The sequence below is a fragment of the Streptomyces sp. NPDC048001 genome (genome assembly GCF_043203115.1).
Classification (GTDB): Bacteria; Actinomycetota; Actinomycetes; order Streptomycetales; family Streptomycetaceae; genus Streptomyces; species Streptomyces sanyensis.
Map to the genome: position 1 here is coordinate 292896 of NZ_JBIDBN010000005.1, position 23719 is coordinate 316614.

General features: G+C 76.3%; 20 protein-coding genes and 1 riboswitch. Of the genes, 8 read left to right on the forward strand and 12 right to left on the reverse strand.

Annotated elements, in window-relative coordinates; genetic code table 11:
• The first annotated feature begins 299 nt into the window (after positions 1-299).
• The 6 genes from ACGF15_RS11710 (at position 300) to ACGF15_RS11735 (ending at position 6119) form a co-directional block, all read left to right on the forward strand.
• The gene (locus ACGF15_RS11710; RefSeq protein WP_392798090.1) at positions 300-1769 is read left to right on the forward strand and encodes an MFS transporter; all 1470 of its coding nucleotides are present in this window, start codon (positions 300-302) and stop codon (positions 1767-1769) included.
• Between the two features lie 198 nt (positions 1770-1967).
• Entirely contained in the window at positions 1968-3608 is a 1641-nt protein-coding gene (locus ACGF15_RS11715) for an acyl-CoA carboxylase subunit beta (RefSeq protein ID WP_392798093.1), read from the forward strand.
• Positions 3605-3874 carry an acyl-CoA carboxylase epsilon subunit gene (locus ACGF15_RS11720; protein WP_362608689.1) on the forward strand — a complete coding sequence of 90 codons (270 nt, stop codon included), beginning with the start codon at positions 3605-3607 and terminating at the stop codon, positions 3872-3874. The genes ACGF15_RS11715 and ACGF15_RS11720 overlap by 4 nt, the downstream gene beginning before the upstream one ends.
• A 69-nt stretch (positions 3875-3943) precedes the next feature.
• Positions 3944-4861, forward strand: a complete 918-nt coding sequence (locus tag ACGF15_RS11725) for an alpha/beta hydrolase (RefSeq protein ID WP_392798096.1) — start codon at positions 3944-3946, stop codon at positions 4859-4861.
• Positions 4858-5037, forward strand: coding sequence for a hypothetical protein (locus ACGF15_RS11730; protein WP_345609710.1), 180 nt, complete (start codon positions 4858-4860; stop codon positions 5035-5037). The genes ACGF15_RS11725 and ACGF15_RS11730 overlap by 4 nt, the downstream gene beginning before the upstream one ends.
• Positions 5038-5288: 251 nt before the next feature.
• Positions 5289-6119, forward strand: a complete 831-nt coding sequence (locus tag ACGF15_RS11735; protein ID WP_392798100.1) for an endonuclease I family protein — start codon at positions 5289-5291, stop codon at positions 6117-6119.
• 391 nt (positions 6120-6510) lie between these two features.
• On the opposite strand, the gene ACGF15_RS11740 is transcribed toward ACGF15_RS11735, so the two are convergent.
• The 3 genes from ACGF15_RS11740 to ACGF15_RS11750 all read right to left on the reverse strand — a co-directional run bounded on the left by ACGF15_RS11740 (position 6511) and on the right by ACGF15_RS11750 (position 9110).
• Positions 6511-6951 (reverse strand): acyl-CoA thioesterase, encoded by a 441-nt coding sequence (locus tag ACGF15_RS11740; RefSeq protein WP_392798103.1) that lies wholly within the window; start codon positions 6949-6951, stop codon positions 6511-6513.
• Positions 6952-7206: 255 nt separating this feature from the next.
• A riboswitch (cobalamin riboswitch) is annotated at positions 7207-7442 on the reverse strand.
• Positions 7443-7597: 155 nt separating this feature from the next.
• Entirely contained in the window at positions 7598-8443 is an 846-nt protein-coding gene (locus ACGF15_RS11745) for a DUF4253 domain-containing protein (RefSeq protein WP_392798106.1), read from the reverse strand.
• A gap of 172 nt (positions 8444-8615) precedes the next feature.
• On the reverse strand, positions 8616-9110 hold the full coding sequence (locus tag ACGF15_RS11750) for an Lrp/AsnC family transcriptional regulator (protein ID WP_256522105.1): 495 nt from the start codon (positions 9108-9110) through the stop codon (positions 8616-8618).
• Positions 9111-9257: 147 nt separating this feature from the next.
• Between ACGF15_RS11750 and ACGF15_RS11755 the strand changes: the two genes are divergently transcribed.
• Positions 9258-10229, forward strand: coding sequence for a DMT family transporter (locus tag ACGF15_RS11755; protein WP_392798110.1), 972 nt, complete (start codon positions 9258-9260; stop codon positions 10227-10229).
• Positions 10222-11451: an aromatic amino acid transaminase gene (locus ACGF15_RS11760; RefSeq protein ID WP_345609698.1), complete on the forward strand. Its 1230-nt coding sequence runs from the start codon at positions 10222-10224 to the stop codon at positions 11449-11451. Before ACGF15_RS11755 ends, ACGF15_RS11760 begins: the two co-directional genes overlap by 8 nt.
• Positions 11452-11508: 57 nt before the next feature.
• Here the strand turns inward: ACGF15_RS11760 and ACGF15_RS11765 are convergent, their stop codons facing one another.
• The 9 genes from ACGF15_RS11765 to ACGF15_RS11805 all read right to left on the reverse strand — a co-directional run bounded on the left by ACGF15_RS11765 (position 11509) and on the right by ACGF15_RS11805 (position 23703).
• Complete coding sequence (locus ACGF15_RS11765; protein WP_345609697.1) at positions 11509-12375, reverse strand: hypothetical protein; 867 nt, start codon at positions 12373-12375, stop codon at positions 11509-11511.
• A 191-nt stretch (positions 12376-12566) separates the two neighbouring features.
• Positions 12567-14777, reverse strand: a complete 2211-nt coding sequence (locus tag ACGF15_RS11770; protein WP_392798114.1) for a bifunctional serine/threonine-protein kinase/ABC transporter substrate-binding protein — start codon at positions 14775-14777, stop codon at positions 12567-12569.
• Positions 14777-17059: a bifunctional serine/threonine-protein kinase/ABC transporter substrate-binding protein gene (locus tag ACGF15_RS11775; protein ID WP_392798117.1), complete on the reverse strand. Its 2283-nt coding sequence runs from the start codon at positions 17057-17059 to the stop codon at positions 14777-14779. The genes ACGF15_RS11770 and ACGF15_RS11775 overlap by 1 nt, the downstream gene beginning before the upstream one ends.
• Positions 17059-17877, reverse strand: a complete 819-nt coding sequence (locus tag ACGF15_RS11780) for a hypothetical protein (protein WP_392798120.1) — start codon at positions 17875-17877, stop codon at positions 17059-17061. The genes ACGF15_RS11775 and ACGF15_RS11780 overlap by 1 nt, the downstream gene beginning before the upstream one ends.
• A gap of 161 nt (positions 17878-18038) precedes the next feature.
• Entirely contained in the window at positions 18039-19460 is a 1422-nt protein-coding gene (locus ACGF15_RS11785) for an NADH-quinone oxidoreductase subunit N (RefSeq protein WP_345609689.1), read from the reverse strand.
• Positions 19457-20962, reverse strand: a complete 1506-nt coding sequence (locus tag ACGF15_RS11790; protein ID WP_345609687.1) for an NADH-quinone oxidoreductase subunit M — start codon at positions 20960-20962, stop codon at positions 19457-19459. Before ACGF15_RS11790 ends, ACGF15_RS11785 begins: the two co-directional genes overlap by 4 nt.
• Before the next feature lie 4 nt (positions 20963-20966).
• Positions 20967-22835, reverse strand: coding sequence for a proton-conducting transporter membrane subunit (locus ACGF15_RS11795; RefSeq protein ID WP_362608719.1), 1869 nt, complete (start codon positions 22833-22835; stop codon positions 20967-20969).
• On the reverse strand, positions 22832-23137 hold the full coding sequence (locus ACGF15_RS11800; protein WP_345609683.1) for an NADH-quinone oxidoreductase subunit K: 306 nt from the start codon (positions 23135-23137) through the stop codon (positions 22832-22834). The genes ACGF15_RS11795 and ACGF15_RS11800 overlap by 4 nt, the downstream gene beginning before the upstream one ends.
• On the reverse strand, positions 23134-23703 hold the full coding sequence (locus tag ACGF15_RS11805; protein WP_345609681.1) for an NADH-quinone oxidoreductase subunit J: 570 nt from the start codon (positions 23701-23703) through the stop codon (positions 23134-23136). Before ACGF15_RS11805 ends, ACGF15_RS11800 begins: the two co-directional genes overlap by 4 nt.
• Positions 23704-23719: the final 16 nt, after the last annotated feature.

Here is a 23719-nt window from a genome sequence, read left to right on the forward strand (position 1 = left end):
CGTCGGCGGGACGCTCGGCCGACCGCCGCCGGCCCCGGTGCGAGGGCCTGTCCGGCACATTCCGCCGGGGCCCCGGCGCCCGGCACGCGCGCCACCGCGCCGCCGGGCGCGGCCCGCCGCGCTCTCCCGGCTCCGCCGTGCGACCGCACGCACCGGGCACCGGGGCCCGCCCTCCGGGCGGGACGACGCCGTGTGCCGGACAGGTCCCCGGGGCGGCCGTGTGCCGGACCGGTCCCCGGGGCGCCGTCCCGCCCGGCGCCGCCGCCCTCCCACCCCGACCACCGCTGGAGCGCCGGACCATGACCAGCTCCTTCGTGCCACCGCACACCGCACCCGCCCCGGCGCACCCGGCCTGGAGCCCCCGCATGTGGGGGCTGCTGGTGGTGCTCGCCGGCAACATGCTCATCGACGCGCTCGAGGTGTCCGTCGCGCTCGTGGCGCTCCCCGCGATCGGCGCGGACCTGGGCGCACCCCTGACGACCACCCAGTGGACCATCACCGGCTTCGCCATCGGCTTCGGCGGCCTGATGCTCTTCGGCGCCCGGCTCGTGGCGCTCCTGGGACGGCGCCGGACCTATCTCGCGGCCCTCCTCTGCTTCGCCGCCGCCTCGCTGGCCGGCGCCCTCGCCGAGGACCCCTCGCTCCTCACCGCCACCCGGGTGGTGAAGGGCTTCTGCGCGGCGCTGACCGCGCCGACCGGGCTCGCGATCATCGCCACGGCCTTCCCCGAAGGCCCGCCCCGGAACCGGGCCCTGTCCGTCTACACCCTCTTCGGCGCCGCGGGGTTCACCACCGGGCTGCTCCTCTCCGGCTGGCTGACCGGCATCAGCTGGCGGCTGACCTTCGCCTTCCCGGCCCCGGTGGTCCTGGTCCTCTTCGCCCTCGGACTGAGGCTCGTCCCCGGCACGGAACGCGACGGGGGCCCGCGCCGACCGGACCCGGGCCGTCGGCACTACGGCCTGCCCGGCGCGGCGGCGCTGCTCTGCGGCCTGCTCGCCCTGGTCCAGGGCATCACCGCGCTACCCGCCCACGGATGGTCCGACCCGCGCTCCACCGGCGCGCTGGCACTGGCGGCCGTGCTGCTGGCCGCCTTCGCGGCCCTGGAACGCACCTCGGCGCAGCCGCTCGCCCGCCACGGCCTGCTGCGCAACGGCGCACTGAGCCGCTCGGCCCTCGGCGCGGCCTGCCTCAACGGGTCCTATCTGGGCCTGCTGTTCATCCTCGGCCACCAGCTCCAGACCCTGGCGGGCTGGTCCCCCCTGAAGACCGCGGCCGCCTTCCTGCCGGCCGCGGCTCCCCTCGTGGTGACCGCACTGTTCTCCGGCCGGATGGTCACCCGCTTCGGGGCACCGGGCCTGATCGCCGCCGGGGCGCTGCTGCCGCTCGCCGGCACGCTGCTGTACCTGCGGGCACCCTGGCCACCGGCGTACACCACCGGCATCCTGCCCACGCTGCTGCTGGTGGGGGCCGGATTCGTGCTCTCCTTCGCCGCGCTGAACAGCCAGGCCACCTCCCGGCTCGAACCCGCCGAGCGGGGGGCGGGCAGCGGCCTCTACCAGACCGGCGTCCAGGTGGGCGCCATGCTCGCGGTGGCCCTGGTGGCGGCCCTGCTCGCCGGGTTCGCCCCGCCTCCCGGCGCGGACCCGGCCGAGGCGGCCGCGGCCTGCCGCCCCGCGCTGGCCCTGGTCGCCGCGCTCGGCGGCCTCGGCCTGCTCACCGCACTCACCGGTCTCACCAGGGCGCGGACCGGCGGTGCGCGGGCACGCTGAGCACCGGTACCCGACCCGCGCCGACCGACCCGCGCCGACCGGCCCGCCGGGCGCGGCCCGCCCCCGGCGCGGCAGGCGGCACCGCCCCGCACCCGACACCGTTCGGCGGCTGCCCCGGGGGAGACCCCTTCGGCGACGGCGGCCGCGGGCGGCCCCGGCAGCACGACCACCCGAAGCCCACGTTGAGGAGCGTGCACCATGTCGACCGACGAGAAGACGACCCCACGGACCACCGTTCCCGGCAGCACGGCGCAGAGCACCACCACCCGGATCGCCGCACGGGGCCACTGGACGGCCATGGAGCGCCTGGAGGAACTCGGCCTCATCAAGGAGGAGGTCCGCAAGGGCCCCGATCCCCGTGCCACCGAACGCCAGCACGCCAAGGGCAAGCTGACGGCCCGCGAACGCATCGACCTGCTGCTCGACGAGGGCACGTTCACCGAGGTCGAGCCGCTGCGCCGGCACCGGGCCACCGGCTTCGGCCTGGAGGGCAAGCGCCCCTACACGGACGGCGTGGTCACCGGCTGGGGCAGTGTGCACGGCCGGACGGTCTTCGTGTACGCGCACGACTTCCGGATCTTCGGCGGGGCGCTGGGCGAGGCCCACGCGGCCAAGATCCACAAGATCATGGACATGGCCCTGGCCGCCGGTGCGCCGCTGGTCTCCCTGAACGACGGTGCGGGCGCCCGCATCCAGGAGGGGGTGTCCGCGCTCGCCGGGTACGGCGGCATCTTCCTCAGGAACACCAGGGCCTCCGGGGTGATCCCGCAGATCTCGGTGATGCTCGGCCCCTGCGCGGGAGGCGCCGCCTACTCGCCCGCGCTCACCGACTTCGTCTTCATGGTCCGCGGGATCTCGCAGATGTTCATCACCGGCCCGGACGTGGTGAAGTCCGTGACGGGCGAGGAGATCACCCACGACGGCCTCGGCGGGGCCGACGTCCACGGCTCGACCTCCGGCGTGGCCCACTTCCCGTACGACGACGTGCACAGCTGCCTGGAGGACGTCCGCCACCTGCTGTCGCTGCTGCCCTCCAACAACCGGGACCTGCCGCCCGCCGACCCCGCGGGCGACCCGGTCGACCGGTCCACCGACCGGCTGCTGGAACTGGTGCCCGCCGACCCCCAGCAGGTCTACGACATGCGCACCGTGATCGAGGAGATCGTCGACGACGGCGACTACTTCGAGGTGCACCCGGCCTGGGCCACCAACGTCGTCTGCGCGCTGTCCCGGATGGGCGGCGAGGTCGTGGGCATCGTCGCCAACCAGCCCGCGTCCCTGGCGGGCGTCCTGGACATCAACGCCTCCGAGAAGGCGGCCAGGTTCGTGCAGTTCTGCGACGCGTTCAACATCCCCCTGGTGACGCTGATCGACGTACCGGGCTTCCTGCCGGGTGTCGACCAGGAGCACAACGGCATCATCCGGCGCGGGGCCAAACTGCTGTACGCCTACTGCAACGCCACCGTGCCCCGCGTCTCCCTCGTGCTGCGCAAGGCCTACGGCGGCGCCTACATCGTCATGGACTCCCGCTCCATCGGGACCGACATCGCTCTCGCCTGGCCCTCGAACGAGATCGCCGTCATGGGCGCCGAGGGCGCGGCCAACGTCATCTTCCGGCGCGAGATCGCCGACGCCGACGACCCGGAGGCGGTCCGTCAGCAGAAGATCAAGGAGTACCAGGTCGAGCTGATGCATCCCTACTACGCGGCCGAGCGCGGGCTCGTGGACGACGTCATCGACCCGCGCCGGACCCGGCAGACCATCATCCGGTCCCTCGCGATGCTCCGCAACAAGCACGCCGACCTGCCGTCGCGCAAGCACGGCAACCCGCCCCAGTGAGCGCGCCCGGTACGGAGGCGCCGACGGCGGGCACACCGGCCGCGGCGCAGGACGCGGCCGCCGTGCGCATCGTGCGCGGGCGGCCCACCGCGGCCGACCTCGCCGCCCTGACCGCGGTGCTGCTGAGCCGGCTCGCGGAGCCGGCTGGCCCCCGCCGGGAGGACGGCGCCGCGGGCCCCCGCACGGCGGGCTGGCGCCGCCCGGAGCGAACGGCACCGCACCGCGACCCCCGCGGCTGGCGGGGCTCGCCGCGCGGCAGGGGCTGAACCGGACCCCGGCCCGCGGCTCCGCCGCGCCGCCCCGCCATCCGTCCGCACGGAAGGAGTCCCCATCCGATGGCCCAGCTGCCCGCCACCGGCCGCGCCGCCCCCGCACCGCGGGTCCGCGCGACCACCCTGGAGGCCGACGGCCTCAGCCTCTCCGCCCTGCTCGCCGAGCCGGTGGGCGCGGCGCCGCGCGCGGTGCTCGTGGCCCTGCACGGCGGAGGCATGCGCGCAGGCTACTTCGACAACCGGGCCCGCCCCGGACTCTCCCTCCTCACCCTGGGGGCCCAGCTCGGCTACACGGTGCTCGCCGTCGACCGGCCCGGATACGGCAGCTCCGCCCTACCGCTTCCCCGCGGCCTGGCCGTCGAGGAGGCGGCCGTGGTGCTCGGCGCCGCGCTGGCCGGCTTCTCGGCGCGGCACGACACCGGCGCCGGGGTGTTCCTGGTCGCCCACAGCTTCGGGGGCAAGCTCGCCCTGGCGGCCTCCGACGTGCTCGGGGACGCCCTGATCGGCATGGACGTCTCCGGGCTCGGGAGCCGCCTCGCGGTCGCCCCGCACCAACTGCCGGGCCCGGGGCGGCAGGGCGAGTGGCGCAGGCACTGGGGCGCCCTGCGCCTCTACCCGCCGGACGCCTTCCGGCTGGGCCGGGCCCTGATCGCGCCGGTCCCGGAGAGCGAGGCGGCCGAGGGCCCCCGGTGGCCGGTGCTCCACCCGCACCTGGCCGCCCGGGTGAAGGTCCCCGTCCGCTTCACCTTCGCGGAGCAGGAGCAGTGGTGGCGGTGCGACGCCGCGGCCGTGGCGGATCTGACCGCGCCGTTCACGTCCGCTCCGGTCCGCGTCGACCACCAGCCGGACGCGGGGCACAACATCAGCCTCGGCTGGGCGGCCCGCACGTACCACCTGCGGGTCTGCGGGTTCCTGGAGGAGTGCCTCCTCGCACGCGCCGCGGCGCCGCCGCGGCGCCCGGTCGAGGCGGCGGCCGTATGACGACGGGAGGCACCATGGAGAAGCTCGTGCTCGACCGCGACCCCGTGGCACCGCCCCCGGGCGCCCGCCCGGCCGGGCCGCCGCGCGCGCTCCCCGGGCGCCCGCTGCGGCCGGCCCTGCTGGCGGGGGAGGACGTGGACGCCCCGGACCGGCACATCTTCCGGGGGACCGACTGAGGGACGTCGGGCGCCGCCCCGGCCCGGCGGGCGCCGTGCCGGGTGTACGTCCGGCCGTCGCACGCGAGGTGCTCTTCACGCCCTCGGCACGTGATCGGCACGTACTGTCCACTCGAACATGACTTGATCATGTCAAGCTGCTCTGGCTTGGAACCAATGTTCCGCACCCACCTGCCGGGCAGTGCACCGCAACCCGCCCGAGCGCCGGGCCGGGGCTTCTGCCCGCCCGAACGGAGAGGGCACCCCCACTCATGTCCGCTCACCGCACACGCCGCCCGTGGCTGCTTCCCGTCGTCGCGTGCGTGGCCGCCGCCGCGACGGCCGTCCCCGTCGCGGCATCCGCCACCGCCGCCCCGCGCGCCGCGTCCCCGGCCGCCGGGACCGCCGCCGGATCCTGGGAAGGCACCTACTACGAGGACGCCCTGGGCAAGACCGGCACCGCCCTCAAGGCGGCCTTGCACACGACGATCAGCGAGCAGACCGTGCTGTCCTACTCCCAGGTCTGGGACGCACTGAAGACCACCGACGAGGACCCGGCCGACCCGGACAACGTCCTTCTGCTCTACTCCGGCCGGTCCCAGGCGAAGAACACCAACGGCGGCGGCGCCGACGACTGGAACCGCGAGCACGTCTGGGCCAAGTCCCACGGCGACTTCGGCACCTCGAAGGGGCCCGGCACCGACATCCACCACCTGCGTCCCACCGACGTCTCCGTCAACTCCGCCCGCGGCAACCTGGACTTCGACGAGGGCGGTTCACCGGTCGCCGAGGCGGGCGACTGCTACCGGGACTCCGACAGCTTCGAGCCCCGCGACGCCGTCAAGGGCGACGTCGCGCGGATGATCCTCTATATGACCGTGCGCTACGAGGGCGGCGACGGCTACGCCGACCTCGAAGCCAACGACCAGGTGGGCAACGGCAGTTCCCCGTTCATGGGCCGCCTGTCCGTGCTGCGCCAGTGGAACCTGCAGGACCCGCCCGACGCCTTCGAGCAGACCCGCAATGACCGGATATTCGCCATCCAGGGCAACCGGAACCCCTTCATAGACCACCCCGAGTGGGTCGAGGACATCTGGGGGTAGCCGCCGCGGGGCGGGGCCCCGACCACCCGGCCACGTGGCACGGGCGCAGCGTCGGCGGGCCCACGTGCCGTCCCCGCCTTCCGGTTGCCGCCCCGCGCCGTGCGAAGGTCCTGCGTCGCGGTGGTGCTGGTGCCGTCCCGGCAGGCCGGTGCCGGGGCGCCCGGCGGGATCCCCGCCGCGGGGCCGTACGGCAGGCGGCCGCGGGCCACGGACGAGGGGCCGGGTGCGCGGCCGATCATAGAAGCGGTCCGTGCGGCGCACGTCGGGTTTCGGCCCTGTACGGCGGGCCGGTGTGGCGGCCTTGACCGGGGGAGCGTGCGGCGCCCACCGGCGCCGGTGCCCCGACGGCACGGGACGGCGCCGCGAGTCCTCGCGCCGCCCCGTGCGGTGCCTACGCCGGGTTTTCCGGCGCCGCCAGCCCCGGCACGGCCCGCGGGCGGCCCTGCTCGTCGACGGCCACGAAGGTCAGCCGGGCGGTGGCCACCTCGGTGGGGGGAGTGGTCGTGGCGTTCCAGCGCTCCGCCGATACGCGGACGGCCACCGTCATCGAGGTGCGGCCCGCGCGCTCCAGCTCCGCGTGGACGGTCAGCAGGTCACCGGCGCGCGCGGGGGAGAGGAAGGTCATCCGGTCCACCGAGACCGTGACGGCCGGGCCGTCGGCATGGCGGCCCGCCGACGCCGCGGCCGCGTCGTCGATCAGCTTCATCACCACGCCGCCGTGGATGGTCCCGTAGAGGTTGGTGTCGTGCTCGCTCATGATGGTGGCGAGGGTGACACGGGAGTCGGCCGGTGCCTTGTGGGCCCGTTCGCCGACGGTGGTGCCGGTGTTCATGTCGTCAGCTCCGTACGAGGCGGGCGGTCGCCGACCGTGCAGGCGGCCGCCGCCCGGTGTTTCGAGGGGCCGGGGCGGGTCTCGCCCCCGTCCCCGGGGCGGGGGTACCCGGACACGGTGGTGTGCGCGGTCACGCACCTCGCCTCCGCGGGCCGGGTCGGCGATCCCGGAAGGGGGCGCGGACGCGAAGGGGCGATGGGCGCGGAAGGCCCCTGCCGCCGACCCGCCCTCGAGGTCCCGGGATCTCCGTGCGCGTCGTCGGGCACGGGCAGCGGCAGGTCTTCGGACTCGCGGGCCCGGCCTGCGGACGCCGGGGCGCCTGCGGGCCGCCTAGTGGCCGTCGCTTCCCGGGCCCCTTCCTACGGGCCCAGTGCGTGAGACGGCGTTCGTTCCCACTCACCGCTGCGGGGCAGTCCCGGATTCCCACCGGGTTCCCTCTTGCGACGCATCCCGCCTGGCGGACGGGGCGAACCAGCTGCAGGGCACACTCTACGGGCTGTCCCGTCCGTCCCGGCGGGCGATCCTCCGGGCGGCACGGGCCGGCCCGTGCCACCGCCCGGCGCCGCGGCCCCGCCCGGCACGGCGGACGAGCGCGCGGCCCCCGCCCGTTGCCGACGGGCGGCGCACCTCAGCCTCAGTGGTCGGCTCAGGAGTCCCAGCGGTGGACCCAGGTCCGCCGCCCGAGGATCTCGTGGACGGCGTGGTCGCGCAGCGTGGTGTGGCCGCTGCGGACGAGGTCGTCCGGGCAGAAGGCGGCGTGCTCGGCGGCCACGGCCTCGGCATGGGCCTCGGTGGTCGGCGGCGCGGCGACCGAGAGGACGAGGTGGTCCGCGCCGAGCGCGACGACCCGGGTGCCGAAGCGCTCCCCCCAGCTGCGCAGGACGGCGCTGAGGGCGCCGGGGTCGTCCTCGTGGCTCAGGGAGCCCGACCAGCCGCAGGCCGCGGGGATGTCCGCGTTGCACTCCGCGGACACCAGGGCGGCACGCGGGTCCCGCAGCCAGGAGCCCGCACCGGCCAGGGCGTCGGCGGTCCGGGCCGCCAGGGCGTCGGGGTCGTCCCCCGGCCCGGCCGCGGGGGCGAGCCCCGGCCACGGCACGTCGAAGGGGGCCGCCGTCCCGCCCGGCCCGGGTACCCCGGCCTCCCTGCGGGCCCGCTTCTCCCGGACCTCCCCCCAGAGATAGCCCAGCACCTCATCGGCACCGAGGTCCTCCGGGTAGGACAGGTTCCCGCACAGCAGGTCCCACTTCTCCGGACCGCCCGCCGGGCCGCCGACGTCCACCAGCACCGGGACCAGATCCGCCGCGCGCAGCGCGGGCCCCTGCGCCGACCACTGCCCGGGCTCCGCGCGGGTGTCCGCCAGCCACAGCAGCGGATACGGCCACTGCCCCTGGTACGTCTCGTCCACCAGCCTCCCGGGGGGCAGTTCGAGGCCGAGGGTGCCGCCGCTCGGATCGGCCGCGAGCGTGATCAGGTTGTTCGTGTCCGTCAGCATGGACAGTGACAGTAGAGGCCGGCGCCGACAGCCGGGTGGCGGGGCCCGGGACTCAAGGGCTCCCCGGGGCCCGGGCGTTCTGGTCCCGCGGTGGGAGGCGGCGCTGCGGACCGCCTCCGGCAGGCACTCCTGCGGGACGGGGTGCGGCCGCCGCGGTCCCGGCGGGCGCCGCTCACCGCCCGCGGGTGCCGGGCGCGGGGTGGGCCGGGAGGTCCGGCCGGGGGAACACCCGGGACTGCTTCACGCTGCCGAAGGCGAAGCTCGACTCGATCGAGGCGATACCGGGGATGGCGTGGATCCGGGTGCGCACCAGGACCTCGTAGGCCTCCAGGCTCTCGATGACGACCCTGAGCAGGTAGTCGCTGCTGCCCGCCATCAGATAGCAGTCCTGGATGTGCTCGATGAGCCCGACGTGCTCCTCGAAGACGTTGACGGCCTCGGCCGTGTGGCGCTCCAGCCGGACCCGGACGAACACCGTGATCGGGAGGCCGAAGGCGACCTGGTCCACCATCGCGGTGTAGCCGCTGATCAGGCCGGACTCCTCCAGGCGGCGTACCCGCCGCAGACAGGGCGAGGGGGACAGCCGCACCCGGTCGGCGAGGTCCTGGTTCGACAGGCGCCCGTCCGCCTGCAGCGCGTGGACGATCTGGAGATCGACGGCGTCCATGAGGTACTCCTTGGCAGATCCTGCCCCAAAACTACGCCTGGGAGGCAGAACTAGCAATCGCCTGCCCCTCCGTCTGGTCTAGCGTTGCTTTCCAGGTCAGGGTCGGGACGGTTCCGCCCGGTGTGTTCGACAGGCGGAGGGAAACCCGTGGCGGTCGTGACGAAGAAGGGCCCCGCCCGGGCGGGGGGCGCGCCGCGCTCCGGCGTGCGCCCGGGCCCCGGAATCTCCCCGCAGGCGGCGGGGCTGCTGGCCCTGCTGCTCACGGTGGCGATCTGGGCCGGGTTCGCGCTGAGCGCCCGCGCTCTCGGCTCCTCCACGCTGCTGCCCGCCGACGCCGCCCTGCTGCGCTTCGGCGTCCCCCTCGTGGTGCTGGCACCCGCCCTGTGGCGCCGCCGCCGGAGGCTGGCCGCCGTGCGCCCGGCCACCGCCGCCAAGATCGTCTGCGGTGCGGGCGTGCCCTTCTTCCTCGCCGCGATGTTCGGCGGCTCCCTCACCTCCGCGGCCTTCGTCGGGGCGATCGTCCCCGGGATGGTCCCGCTGTTCGTCAGCGCCCTCCTCGTCGCGGGCGGCGGGGCCGTCCCCCGGGGGACGCAGCGGGCCGGACTGGTCATGATCGTCGCCGGGGTCGCCGCGCTGGTCTGCCGCTACACCGTCGCACTCGACGGGGACGTGCTCCTCGGCACCGGCACCCTGCTCCTGGCCAGCGGGCTGTGGGCGCTGTACACGGTGGGGCTGCGCGAGGTCGACCTGGACCCCGTCGGCTCCATCGGCCTGCTGTGCCTGCCGTCCTTCGCGGTCGTCGCCCTGCTGGTGCTCACCGGTGTGCTGCCCGCGCACCTCCACCGGGCCGAGGGCGGCGACGTCCTGACCTTCCTCCTCGTCCAGGGCCTGGGCGTCGGCCTCTGCGCCGGGCTGCTGTACGCCTTCGCGATCCGCCGGCTCGGCCCGGAGCGGAGCTCCGTCGTCGGCAGCCTCAGCCCGGTCGTCGTGGTCCTGCTCGCCATCCCCCTGCTCGACGAGTCGCCGACCCTGCCCGTGCTGGTCGGAGTCCCCCTGATCACCGCCGGTGTGGTCCTCGCCAACCACCGTCCACGAACCAAGGTTTCCGCAGATGCTTGAGCTCCTCGCACCCCCTCCCGCCGACCCGCTGTGGGACCTCGCCGCCGAGTTCGCCGCCGACACCCGGCCCGAGCGGCTCGACCTCGTCCTCGGCGTCTACCGGGACGCGACCGGCGTCACGCCCGTGATGTCGGCCGTACGGGAGGCGGAACTGCGCCTGGCCGAGCGCTCCGCCTCCAAGGAGTACCGCGGCCTCTCCGGCAACACCGCCTTCAACCGGGCCATGCTCCAGGAGGTGCTGGCCACCCCCGAGCGCACCGCCCGCGCCACCGCCGTCCAGACCGTGGCGGGGACCGGCGCCCTGCGGCTGCTCTCGGACCTGGTGCGCCGCACCCGCCCCGGTGCCACGGTGTGGATCAGCGACCCGGCGTACGTCAACCACGGCCCGATCCTCCGGGCGGCCGGCCTGGCCGTCCGCACCTACCGCACGCGGGACGCCGCGGGGCGCCCGGACGAGGCGGCGCTCCTCGACGACCTGCGCGAGGCGGGCCGCCACGACGTGGTGCTCCTCCAGGGGTGCTGCCACAACCCCACCGGCGTCGACCCGTCGTTCGCCTGCTGGGAGGCGCTCGCCGAGCTCGCCGCGGAGGCCGGCTGGGTCCCCTTCCTCGACCTCGCCTACCACGGGCTCGGCGACGGCTTCGACGCCGACCTGCGGGCCACCCGGATGCTGGCCGACCGGCTGCCCGAGCTGCTGATCGCCGTCAGCTGCTCCAAGAACTTCGGCCTCTACAGCGACCGCACCGGCTGCGCGATCGTCCTCGGCCCCGGCGCCCGGGAGCTGCGCCATGTGGAGACGGCCCTCCAGAACGCCGCCCGGACCCTGTACTCCATGCCGCCGGAGCACGGGGCGGCCGTCGTCGCCTGCATCCTGGGCGACGAGCGGCTGCGCGCCGACTGGCGGGCGGAGCTCGACACCATGCGCGGCCGGATCGCCGCCAACCGCGCCGAGCTGGTCGGCAACCTCCGGGCCCTGGACCGCGGCGGTCTCGCCGAGACCCTCGCCCGGCAGAAGGGCATGTTCTCGATGCTGCCGCTGGGGCCCGGGCAGATGCGCGAGCTGCGGCAGCGCCACGGTGTCTACGGCACCGCGGGCGGGCGCATCAACATCGCCGGCGTCGCGGCGCACCGGATCCCGTACCTGGCCGTGAGCGTGGCCGCGGTGTCCGGCGGCCCGGACGCGCCGCCCGCCCCCGAGGCCGCGGCCGTCGCGGCGCTCTGACCCGACGGCCCCCACCGTACCGGCGCGCAACCGCCCGGGCCGGTACGGGCGGGGCGCTCAGCGGGTGCGCACCGCCGTGACGGTGAAGCGCTCCACGGTGGCGACGTGCCCGCCCGTGGAGGCCACCACCGTGAGCACCGCGTCGCGCGCCCCGGAGTAGGGCACGGTCACGCTCCAGGGCTGGTCGGTGCCGCCGCCGGGGGTGCAGCAGGGGGAGGTCCCGAGCGGGGTCTCCGAGGAGGGCTGGCGCACCTGGACGGCGATGCTCTCGTCCACACCGGTGATCCGCCCGCCCGCCGTCAGCGGGGAGCGGGCGACCGACCCGTAGGCGGGCGTGGTGAGCGAGAAGGTCGTGTCGTCCGTCCCGACCACCTCCCAGGGGGCGTCCGGTCCCGCGCCGTAGCGCACGAGGTGGATCACGGCCGCGGTCCCGCCCTCCGGCCCGGTGGGGGCCACGCCGATGCGTGCGTCGCGGCCGGAGATCCTTCGCGAGGTGATCCGGTCGATCTCGGTGAAGCCGAGGTAGTCCCGGGTGAAGGCCAGGGCGGTGTGCTCCGCGTCGAGGTGCCAGGGCTGGTGGCCGCCGGAGCGGTAGGCGCGCTGCCACTCCTCGGCCTGGGCCGGGGTGGTGAACGGCCACAGCGGCTGCAGCCCCCGGGAGCCCAGCGGCGGTACGCCCCCCGGGTCCGCCGTCGCCGACGGGGGTGCCGGTGAGGAGGGGCCCGTGCCCGACGGTGCGGGTGAGGGGGACGCGTCCGGCGGGGAGGCCGTCGGGCTCGCGGCGGCCGGTGTCGCGGTCGATGCCGATGTCGCGGTCGGCGGGGCGGACGCGTCCGGGGACGCGCCGGAGCCGTCGCAGCCGGTGAGCGCGAGGGCGGCCACGGACGCCGCGGCGAGGAGACGGAACGGCAGCCGGATGGTCATAGGTGCCCCAGACGGACGACGACAGGGAAGGGACCGCCCGTCGGGCCGCCCAGGGCCCGTCCGGGGCTGTGCCCGACATCGTCCCATCGGCGGCGGTCCGGGCACAGGGCGCTCCTGTACCGGTCCGGCAACGGCGGACCCCCGATCCGGCCCGACCCGACGTCGTGCGCGGCGAGGCGGGCGGCGGCTGCTCAGCGCGCGCCGTCCGCCGCCCGCCCCCGGTAGACGAACCCGCCGCCCTCCACCGCGAAGAGGTACAGCGCCTCCAGGTTGTAGGCGGCCGTGTCGGGGTCGAAGTACAGCGCCTTGGTGATGCCCTCGTAGCGGGTCTCGCGCAACTGCCGCACCAGGCCGCCCCGTTCGTAGCCGATTGCGCCGAGCTCGGTCACCGCCCGGGCGAGGAAGAGCGCGGCGTCGTAGGCCTCGGCCGCGTACCAGGGCGGGTCCGCTCCCTCGAAGCGCCTCCGGTAGGCGGTGGCGAACGCGCCGGTGGACTCCTCCGCCAGGGGGTCGAGGAACGGCGTGGCGAACACCCAGCCCTCGGCGTCCCGCCCCGCGAGGCCGAGGAAGGAGGATGTCACGGCGTGGTGGGTGCCGAGCCGGGCGCCCTCGAAGCCGGCGGCCGGGAGGGCGCGGGCCAGCTCGGCGGTGCGCCGCGCGCCGCCGACGAAGACCACCGCGTCCGCACCCGAGTCCACCACCCGCCCGGCGAGCGCGGCGAAGCCCCGGGCGTCGGTGTCCTCCTCGACCGTCCACCGCTCCGAGCGGGTCGAGGCCCCCAGCGCGTCCGCCGTGCGGCTGCAGACCGTCCAGCTGGTGGCGCCGAGTTCGGCGTCGGCCAGGAACACCGTGTGGCGGCTGTCCACCGTGTGGGCGAGGTGCACGGCCAGCGGCCCGCCCAGCGCGTCGTCGACGGGGCGGGTGGCCACGAACACCCGCTGGGTGTGCAGGCCTTTGGCGGGGAGGCGGCCCAGCGACACCGACACCATGGACAGCAGCGCCTTCTGGTAGCGATCGACCACGGCCGCCGCGCAGTCCTCGTCGCTGGGCCCGAGGACCGCGAGGACCTTCCCGTCGGCGGACAGCTCCTCGGCCACCTCCTGCGCCCGCCGGGGATCCCCCCGGTCGTCGCGGACCAGCAGGTCGAGCCGGAGGCCGTGCTCCGCACGGGAGTTGAACTCCTCCAGGGCGAGGCGCACCCCGCGCTCCTGGGCCGTGCCGAGCGCCTTTCCCGGACCGGAGAGGTCGGCGTGCAGGGCGAGGACGAGCGTCTTCCGCACCGCGGCCGCGGGCTTCCGCCCCCGGCCCCACGCCCACCAGGCCCCGGCCCCGCCCCCGGCGGCCAGGACCCCGGCCGCGCCCAGCAGCAGGCGCCGCCGGGGGAGCCCGGGACGCGGCGGCGCGATGGCCGGCTCCGTCGGCGCACCGGCGGCCTCCTCCGCGGCGGGCCCCGCGCCCGCGTCGCCCGCCGCCCGCGTGGCGGCCGCGCCCCGGCCGTCCAGCGTCGTCGGCGGCACGGCGGGCAGCGCGAGGGCCGCCGCCGAGCGCCGGGCGATCAGCCGCACCACCGGCCCGGGCAGCCAGTCCTCCGCGGGCGGCGCCCCGCCGAGGGCGGCGCGCAGCTCCGCCGCGGTGGGGCGGTCGCCCGGCTCCTTGGCCAGGCAGGAGCGCACCAGGGCCGCCATGTCGCCCGGCACCCCGTCGAGTTCCGGCTCCTCGTACGCGGTCCGCACCAGGACGGCGGCGGGGGAGCCGTCGCCGAACGGCCGGTGTCCGGAGACGGCGAAGGCGAGCAGGCAGCCCAGCGAGAACACGTCGCTCGGCGGGCCGACCCCCGCACCCGTGCCCCGGGCCTGCTCCGGCGAGAGGAACCCCGGCGAACCCACCACCGTGCCCGTGGCGGTGAGCGCGGTGCCCGCCTGCTCGCGGGCGATGCCGAAGTCGATCAGGCGGGGGCCGTCGAGGGCGAGGAGCACGTTGGCGGGCTTGACGTCCCGGTGCACCAGCCCGGCCGCGTGGACGTCCCGCAGCGCCTCGGCGAGCCGGGCGCCGAGCACTCTCGCGGAGCGGAGGGGCAGCGGCCCGCACTCCTCCACCGCCTCCGCGACCGAGGGCCCCGGGACGTACGCGGTGGCCAGCCACGGCGTGGTCTCCCGCGTCCCGGCCCCGAGCAGCGGTACCACCCAGGGGCTGCGCACCCGGCCCGCGGCCCGCACCTCGCGCGCGAAGCGGGCCCGGAAGCCGGGGTCGTCGGCGTAGGCGGCGCGCACCACCTTGACCGCCGCCAGCGCCCCCTGGTCGGTGCGTCCCAGGTAGACGACGCCCATGCCGCCCGCCCCGAGTCGTCCCAGCAGCCGGTGGCGCCCCACCCGGGCCGGGTCGGAGGGGAGCAGCGGCCGCATCAGCCGGGGATCACGGGTGTGCCGGGCCCGGTGTAGCGCAGGCGCCCGCCGGTGACCCGCCACAGGTGCACGCCCGTGCCGTCGATGGTGCGGGCACCGTTCTTCTCGGAGAAGCTCAGCGTCTGGGTGATGCCGCGGTAGCTCGTCCCGCGGATCGCGGCCGTGAGGTTCCCCCGGGTCCTGCGGCGGGCGGCCAGGCCGCGCAGCGCGTGGGCGACGAGCCCGGTCGCGTCGTACGCCTCCGCCGCGAACGGGGCGGGCGGGGCGTCGAAGCGGGCGCGGTGGGCCGCGGTGAACCGCTCGGCGCCGGGGTGCTCCGCCGGGTCGAGCGCGGGAGCGGCGATCACCCAGCCCTCGGCGGCCTCGCCCGCGGCCTCGACGAACCGGGGGTCGAGCAGCCCGTGGGCGGCGGCCCGGGGCCCGGTGAAGCCGCGTTCGTGCAGGGCGCGGGCGAACCGGGCACCGCGTTCGTGCAGCCCGGCGAAGACCACGGAGTCCGCGCCGCCGGAGAGCAGGGCGTCGATCGCCGGCCCGAAATCGCCGTACCGCCCGCTCACCACCTTGGGCACATAGGGGTGGCCGCCCTGGTTCAGGAGCTTGCTGAGCGTGCCGGCGATCTCCCAGCCGTGGTCGCCCGCCGCCCGGTCGTTGACGATGCCGATGGTGCGGGACCCGGCGGTGCCCCGCAGATGGGCGCTGAGGAAGAAGGGCAGCAGCGAGTTGTGCGGCCGGGCCTGCACGAAGGAGCGGGCTCCGAGCACGAGGAGCTTCACCGCGCCCGCCGTGACCGAGACCAGGGGCAGCAGGGCGCGGTCGTAGACGGGCAGCACGGCCTCGGCGGCCGCCTCCGTGGTGGGGCCGATGACGGCGAGGACGGAGGAGTCGGCCGTCAGTTCCCCGGCCGTCGCCGCCGCCCGTTGCGGGTCCCCGCCGTCGTCCCTGACGAGCAGGGAGAGGGTGAAGGGGGCGTCCTGCCGGGCGTTGAACTCCTGGACGGCCAGCCGCACCCCGCGCAGTTGGGCGGTCCCGGTGCGCCGCGCGTCGCCCGAGAGGTCCGCCTGGAGGGCGATGGTGTGGGCGGGCCGGGCGGCGGAGGCCTCCCCGTCCCCGTCCCGCCACCGCCACAGGGCGAGGGCCCCGCCGCCCGCCGCGAGGGCCCCGCCGCCGGTGAGCAGCAGGAAGCGCCGCCTCCCCGGTCCGGCCGCCCCCTCGCGCTCCGCCTCCTCGTCCCCGTCGGCGGCTCCGCCCTCGGCAGGGCGCCCGGCGGCCCCGTCCGTACCGGTCCCGTCCGTACCGGTCCCGTCGGTGCCGGTTCCGTCCGCGTCGGTGGCTCCGCCCTCGTCCCGCCCGGCCGCCCCCGCGTCGACCGCGGTCGGCTCGATGTCCGGGAGCGCGGCCCCCGCGGCCGCGCGGTCGGCGACCAGCCGGGTCACCGCCTCGGGAAGCCAGTGCGGGTCGTCCGCTGCGCCGTCCTGCGGCGCGGCGAGCGCCCGCGCCACCTCCGCCGCGGACGGCCGCAGCGCCGGATCCTTCTCCAGGCACCTGCGCAGCAGCTCCGCCGGCTCCTCCGGCACCCCGTCCAGGTCGGGGCTCTCGTGCACGGCGCGGAACAGCAGGGCGTCGACCGGCCCGGTGCCGAACGGGGGCCGCCCCGTCTGCGCGTACGCCAGGACGCAGCCCAGCGCGAACACGTCGCTCGGCGGCCCGATCGCGTCCGGCCCGCCGCCGTGGACCTGCTCCGGCGCGAGGAAGCCCGGGGTGCCGACGACCAGGCCGGTCGCGGTGAGCGCGGTGTCCTCCGGTGCGCGGGCGATGCCGAAGTCGATCAGGCGGGGGCCGTCGAGGGCGAGGAGCACGTTGGCGGGCTTGACGTCCCGGTGCACCAGCCCGGCCGCGTGGACGTCCCGCAGCGCCTCGGCGAGCCGCCGGCCCAGGGCGCGCACCGAGGCCGGCGGCAGCGGACCGTGGGCGGCGACGGCCTCCTCCAGCGAGGGCCCGGCGACGAAGGCGGTCGCCAGCCACGGCGCCGGGGCGTCGGGGTCAGCGGCCACGAAGGGGACGACCCAGGGGCTGCGCACCCGGCGCAGCGTGTCCACCTCCCGGCGGAAGCGCTCCCGGAACCCGCCGTCCTGCGCGAACTCGGCGTGGACCACCTTGAGCGCCACCAGCGCGCCCCCGGCGGAACGCGCCAGGTGGACCACGCCCATGCCTCCCGCGCCGAGGCGGCCCAGGAGCCGGTGGCCCGCGATCGACGCCGGGTCGGAGGGGTGCAGCGGGCGCATCAGGGCTTCTCCCCCAGCAGGTCGACCAGGCGGGACCGCATGGTCACCGTGCCGTGCGAGGAGACGGACGTCGCCTCCGGGGAGCCCTCGCCCGTGGTGCCCCGGACCGAGACCGCGATCGTCACCGGGCCCAGCCGGTCCACGGTCCAGTGGTAGGGGCTGGTCAGTGCCCGTCCGTCGACGGTGCGGACATGGGTGCCCATCTCGAAGACGGAGTCGTCCGCGTAGTTCTGCCCCTGACCGGCCGGGCGGCCCACCGAGTTGAGCTCCGTGATCCGCTCGCCCGCGCGGATCTCCTGCTCCGGGCAGCGCATCGCCTCCTCCAGGGTGGTGCTCAGCCGCGCGTCGGCGCCCGCCTCCGTGGTGTGCACGGTGACGGCGGCCGTCACCCGGACCGCTCCCCGGCCCTGGCCGAGCGGGAGTTCGCTGTAGCGGGACACGGCGGCGAGCACCCCGTCGGGCAGCGGCTCCCGGCTCCAGCGGCAGTCGTCGTCCAGGACCGCCCAGGTGCCCGGGTCGCTCTCACCGGGGGCCAGGGCGACGAAGTCGGCGCCCCACTCCTCGGGCCGGAACGCCACGGCACGGGCGAGGGCCAGCGCCTCGGCCCGGGTCCGGGGAAGGCGGTCGGCATCGGGCACGAACGCCCCCTTGGACTCGGCGGACCGCGAGGGTTCCGGAGCCTTCGCCGAGGGGGAGCCCTTCGACGGGGATGCGCCCTCGCCGCCGTCGTCCGGTGCGGCCGAGCACCCCGCGGCCAGCACGCAGAAGGCGAGCAGGAGCGCCGCCGTGCGCAGCGCCCCGGGACGGACTGTGGTCACCCTGCATCCCCCCGTGCCGGTGTCGGTCGCGTACCGCCCCCGCGGTACGGCTGACGGCTCCTGCCGGTCCGTCACCTGCCGACACTACCCCCGGCGCGGCAGGTCCCGCAGGGTGACGTCGGAAGCTTGGCCAAGGGGAGCGGGTCTGCGGCGCCCGCCCCTCAGGGCAGCAGCGGTCCGGTGGCGAGGGGCAGCACCGCCCCGGCCGCCAGGCCGAGGGCCAGGGACACGGCGGCGGCGGTGTACGCGGTTCCGGCCGCCCAGCGGCCGAGTGCCGCCTGCGTCCCGGCCGGGGCCGGTCCGGTGCGCGCGAACACCGGCCCCAGCCAGCGCAGGTAGTAGAAGAGCGAGGCCACCGTGTTGGCGACGGCGAGCACCGCGAGCCAGGTGTAGCCGCCGTCCACGGCCGCGCTGAAGATCTCCAGCTTGCCGAGGAAGACCCCGGTGGGCGGGGTGCCGACGAGGCCGAGCAGGCACACCACCAGCACCGCGGCGAGGCCGGGGTGACGGCCCGCCAGGCCCCGGTAGCCCTCCAGGGTCCGCGCCCGGGGCAGCCCGGTCACCACGGCGAACGCGCCGAGGTTGGTGGCGGCGTAGGCGGCCAGGTAGAACAGCAGCCCGCGCTGCGCCAGGTCGCTGCGGGTGGCCACCGCCAGGGCCGTCAGCAGGTACCCGACCTGGCTCACGGCGGAGTAGGCCAGCAGCCTGCGCACGTCGGTCTGGAAGAACGCGGCGAGGTTGCCGAGGGTCATCGTCGCGGCGGCGAGCACGGCCAGCAGCAGCGGCCAGTCCACGTCGCTCCCCGGCAGCGCCTGGTGGAGGAGCCGGTAGCCCGCGATCAGCGCGCCCACCTTGGGCAGGGTGGTCACGTAGGCGGCGACCGGGGCGGGGGCCCCCTGGGCGACGTCGGGCACCCAGAAGTGCGCGGGGACCCCGCCCGCCTTGAACAGCAGCCCCGCGAGGACGCCCACCAGGCCGAGGGCCACCACCGCGAACGGCGCGCCCGGCAGCGCCTCGCGCAGCTCCCGGTAGAGCGTGCCGCGGCCCCCGCCGTAGAGCAGGGCCGTGCCCGCCAGCATGGCCGTCCCCAGCAGCGCGCCCAGCAGGTAGTACTTCAGCGCGGCCTCGGTGCCCCGGGGGTCCTTGGCGAACCCGGCCAGGGCGTAGGCCGGGAGGCTGGAGAGCAGGTAGGCGGCGAACAGCATCAGCAGGTCGTTCGCGCCGACCAGGGCGAGGGTGCCGGCCCCCGTCAGCAGCAGCAGCACCCAGTACTCGCTCTCCCGCGGATGGCCGCGGACGGTCTCCACCGACAGGCCGATCACCAGCAGCAGCGCGCCCAGGACCGTCAGGCGCCCGGCCCCCGTCGCCGTGTCGACGGCGAACACCTCCGCGAAGACGCCCTGCTCGGTGCCGCGGGCCAGCGCGATGCCCGTGGCCGCCAGCCCGACCGCGCAGGCGGCGGCGGCCAGCACCGCGACCAGCCACTGGCGGCGGCGCGGCAGCCAGGAACCGGCCAGGAGCCCGAGGACGGCCGCCGCGGCCAGGGAGAGTTCGGGCAGGAGCGCGGCCACGTCCTGGTTCACCGGGCCACCAGCCCCACGACGGCACGGCCCGCGGGTTCGACCACGTCCAGCAGCCAGCGCGGGGCGACGCCGATCGCCAGGGCGACGGCCATCAGCGGGCCCGCGGACCACGCCTCGTGGCGGGCGAGGTCGCCGAACCCCCCGGCGGAGGCGGCCTCCGGCAGCCGCGGGGCGCCCAGCAGCATCGACCGCAGCGCGCGCAGGAACAGCGCGGCGGTCAGCAGGATCCCGGTGAGGGCGACGGCGGTGGCCACCGTCTGCTGGCCCAGCGAGCCGGTGAAGATCTGGAACTCGGCGATGAACCCCGAGAACCCGGGGATGCCGAGGCTGGCGAACGCCGCCGCGAAGGTGAGCGCCGCGAACCGCGGGGCGTGCGCGGCGACGCCCGCGTAGGCGTCGATCGCGTACGTCCTGCCGCGGGCGTAGAGGACCCCGGTGAGCAGGAACAGCGCCCCGGTGATCAGGCCGTGGCTGACCATCTGCACGACCGCGCCGGTCACCGCCAGGGAGCGGGCCTGCGCGTCGCTGCCCGCGAGCGTCCCGGCGGCGCCCACGGCGAGCACGATGTAGCCCATGTGGTTGACCGAGGTGTAGGCGACCATGCGTTTGAGGTCCGTCTGCGCCAGGGCCACCAGGGCCCCGTACACCACGGAGACGGCACCGACCACCACGACGACCAGCGCGTAATGGCGCCAGCTGCCCGGCAGCAGCGGCATGGCGATGCGGACGAAGCCGTAGGCGCCCATCTTCAGCAGGATCCCCGCCAGCACCGCCGACCCGGCGGCGGGGGCCTCGGAGTGGGCCGGCGGCAGCCAGGTGTGGAAGGGCACGGTGGGCGTCTTGACGGCCAGCCCCACGCCGATGGCCAGCAGCACGAGGCCCGCGTAGGTCCCCCGCCCGGCCAGCGGGTTCTCCCGGGTCAGGTCGACGATGTCGAAGGTGTGCGGGCTCGCGGCGAGGAACAGCCCGATGAACCCGAGCAGCAGCGCCAGGGAGCCGACGAAGGTGTAGAGGAAGAAGGTCAGGGCCGCGGCCCGCGCCCGCTCGCCGTGCCCCCAGCCCGCGATGACGAAGAACATGCCGACGATCGACAGGTCGAAGAAGACGAAGAACAGGATCAGGTCCAGGGCGACGAACAGGCCCACGGACACCGTCTGGAGGAAGAGGAAGAGGCACACGTACGCGCGCACCCGCCGCGTCTCGCGCAGCGAGTACACGGCGGCGGCGAGGAACACCAGGCAGGTCAGCGCCACCAGCGGCAGCGACAGGCCGTCGACGCCCACGTGGTAGCCGACCCCCGCGCCGGGGATCCACCGCACCCGCTCCTCGGCCTGGATCCCCCCGCCGGGGTCGAAGGCCGCCCACAGGTACGCCACCAGCGCCAGCTCGGCCGCGGCGGTGGCGATCCACACCTGCACGCACCTCCGGTCCGGCAGGCCGCGCGGCAGCACCAGCAGGACGCAGCACACCAGCAGGGGCAGGAAGGTCAGGACACTCAGCACAGGGCTACCTCGCCAGAAGCACGATCAGGGCCAGCACCGCGAAGCCGACCGCGGCCTGGGCGTAGTACTGGTGCAGCAACCCGGTCTGCGGGCGGCGCGCCCAGCGGCCCAGCCGCCCGGTCCCCGCGGCCACCGCGCGGACCGCCGCGTCGACACCGTCGTCGTCCACCCGGCGGGCGGTCCGGGCCGCCGCCAGGCCGCCGCGGGCGGCGGCCCGCACCGCGCCGTCCACCACGCGGTCGTCGAAGGCGGCGAGCGACCGGGCCAGGGCGAGCACCGGCCGCACCACCAGCGCGTCGGCGGCCCGCTCCAGGTACAGCCACTCCCGGGCCCAGCGCGGCGCGGCGGGCAGCGCACCCGGGCGGTTGCCCCACCACCAGGCCGCGGCGGCCACCGCGGCGGCCAGCGCCCCCGACAGCACCAGCTCCCAGGCGGTCGGCGAGGGCTCCGCCGGGCTGCCCACCAGGCGTTTCAGCCAGGCCGCGGGGCCCGGCAGCGCCAGGACGCCCAGCACCGCGGCGGCGGCGGTGAGCACGGCGAGCGGCTGCGGTGCCGAGCGTCCGACGTGCCGGGTCCCGCGCTGCTCGGTGTCGTAGCCCTCCGCGGCCCGCGCGGGCCGCGGCCGGGTGACGTACCAGACGGCCTTGACGCTGTAGGCGGCCGCCAGCGCCGCTCCCGCGAGGCCGACCGCGTACAGCCCCGCGCTCTCGGCGCGGGCCCCGGCGAGGACCTCGTCCTTGGCCGCCCACAGCGACAGCGGGGGCAGGCCCGCCAGGGTCAGGGCGCAGACGACGAAGGCGGTGCCGACCGCCCGGTAGCGGCGGGCGGCGCCCCTGAGGGCGGGCAGCTGCTTGGTGCCCAGCGCGGTGAGCCAGGCCCCGGCCGCCAGGAAGAGCGCCGACTTGGCGGCCGCGTGGGCCACGAGCTGGGTGACGCCGCCCGCCACCGCGCCGCTGCCCGCGGCCAGCACCATATAGCCGATCTGGGCGCAGGTGGAGGCGGCCAGCAACTGCTTCAGATCCCGCTGGGCGAGGGCCACGGCGCCCAGCAGCAGCGCCGTCAGGGCACCCGTCCAGGCCACCAGCGGGCCCGCCCAGGAGGTGGCGGCGAGCAGGGGGTGCAGCCGCAGCAGCAGATAGGCACCGGCGGCGACCATGGTCGCCGAGTGCAGCAGCGCCGAGACGGGGCTCGGGCCCTGCATGGCGCGGGACAGCCAGAAGGACAGGGGCAGTTGGGCGGACTTGCCGAGCGCCGCGGCCGCCACGCCCCCGGCGGCCACGTGCACCCAGGGCGAGGCGGCGGCGGGCAGCTCCGCCAGCTCCAGACCGCCGGCCCCGCCGGCCAGCGCCGCCCCGGCCGCGAGGTACAGGCCCAGGTCGGCGCTGCGGGTGGCCAGGAAGGCCGTGTCCGCCGCACGGACCCGCGCCGGCTGCCGCCACCAGTAGCCGATCAGCGCCCAGCTGCTGGCGCCCATGGCCTCCCAGGCCATCAGCAGCAGCGGCAGCGTGGTCGCGGTGACGGTGAGCAGCATCGCCCCGCCGAAGAACAGCATCAGCCCGTGGAAGCGCCCGCGGGCCTCCTCCGGGCCGAACTCCGTGGCGGAGAAGACCAGGACGCAGAGCATCACCGAGGCGACGGTGACCACCATGACGGCCGACAGCCCGTCCACCGCGAGCCCGGCGCGCACCCCCGCGAGGAGCGGGGCGCCGGCGCTCGGGCGGACGGCGGCCGCCGTCCCGGCCAGCACGAGCGTCACCGCGGCCAGAGCGGGCCCGAGCACGGGGGCCAGGCGGTCGGCACGCCTCCCCGCCGCCGCCAGCAGGGCGCCGGAGCAGAGGGGGACGGCGACGAGCAGCCACGGCAGGGCGCTCATCCGCGGAGGTCCCGTGCCAGGTCCGCCGTGTCGATGCGCCGGGACCGGTAGAGCGCGGTGGTGACCGCGAAGCCCATGGCCATCTCCACGGCCATCGCCACCACCGCGGCCACGACGACCACCTGGCCGCTCGCCGCGGCGGGCGCCAGGAAGTGCCAGAAGGCGGCGGCCGCCACGATGATCCCGCCGATCATCAGCTCGATCCCCATCATGATCATGACGATGGACTGCTGGGACAGGGCGCCGAACAGACCGGTGCAGAACAGCCCGGCGGCCAGGACCAGGAGCAGTTCGAAGGTCACCGGCCCACCCCTCCGCCGACGGGGTCCTGCGCCGGACGCCGGTCGAGGTCGTCGCCGAAGCGGTCGTAGCGCCCGCGCTGCGTGGCGAGGACCGTCGCGCCGACCATGGTCGAGAGGAGCACGAGGCCGAGCACCACCATGGTCAGCATCTGACCCTCCATCAGTGCGGTGCCGAGCTGCACCGTCGAGTCCCGGGGCGGCCTCCCCTCGCGTCCCGGCCAGGGCACCGCGAAGATCCCGGCGGTCAGGGCGGCGAAGAGCACCGCGCTGACGGCCAGCGCCCCGCGGGTGTTGTGCAGCATCGACATCGGCATCAGGCCGGCCGGGTTCATCATGTAGGCGATCATGAACACGGCCATGATCACCATCTCCATGACCATCATCAGCACGGTCACCACCCCGAGGTAAGGCAGCCCGAGCAGGGTCACCACGCCCCCGACGCAGGCCAGCGACACCAGCAGCGCGAAGGTGACCCGGGCCATCGAGTCCAGCACGAACACCAGCACCCCGCCGGCCAGGGCGAGGACGCCCAGCACGGTCAGCACCACGGTGCCGGTCGTGTCCATCGGGATCCCTCCGCTC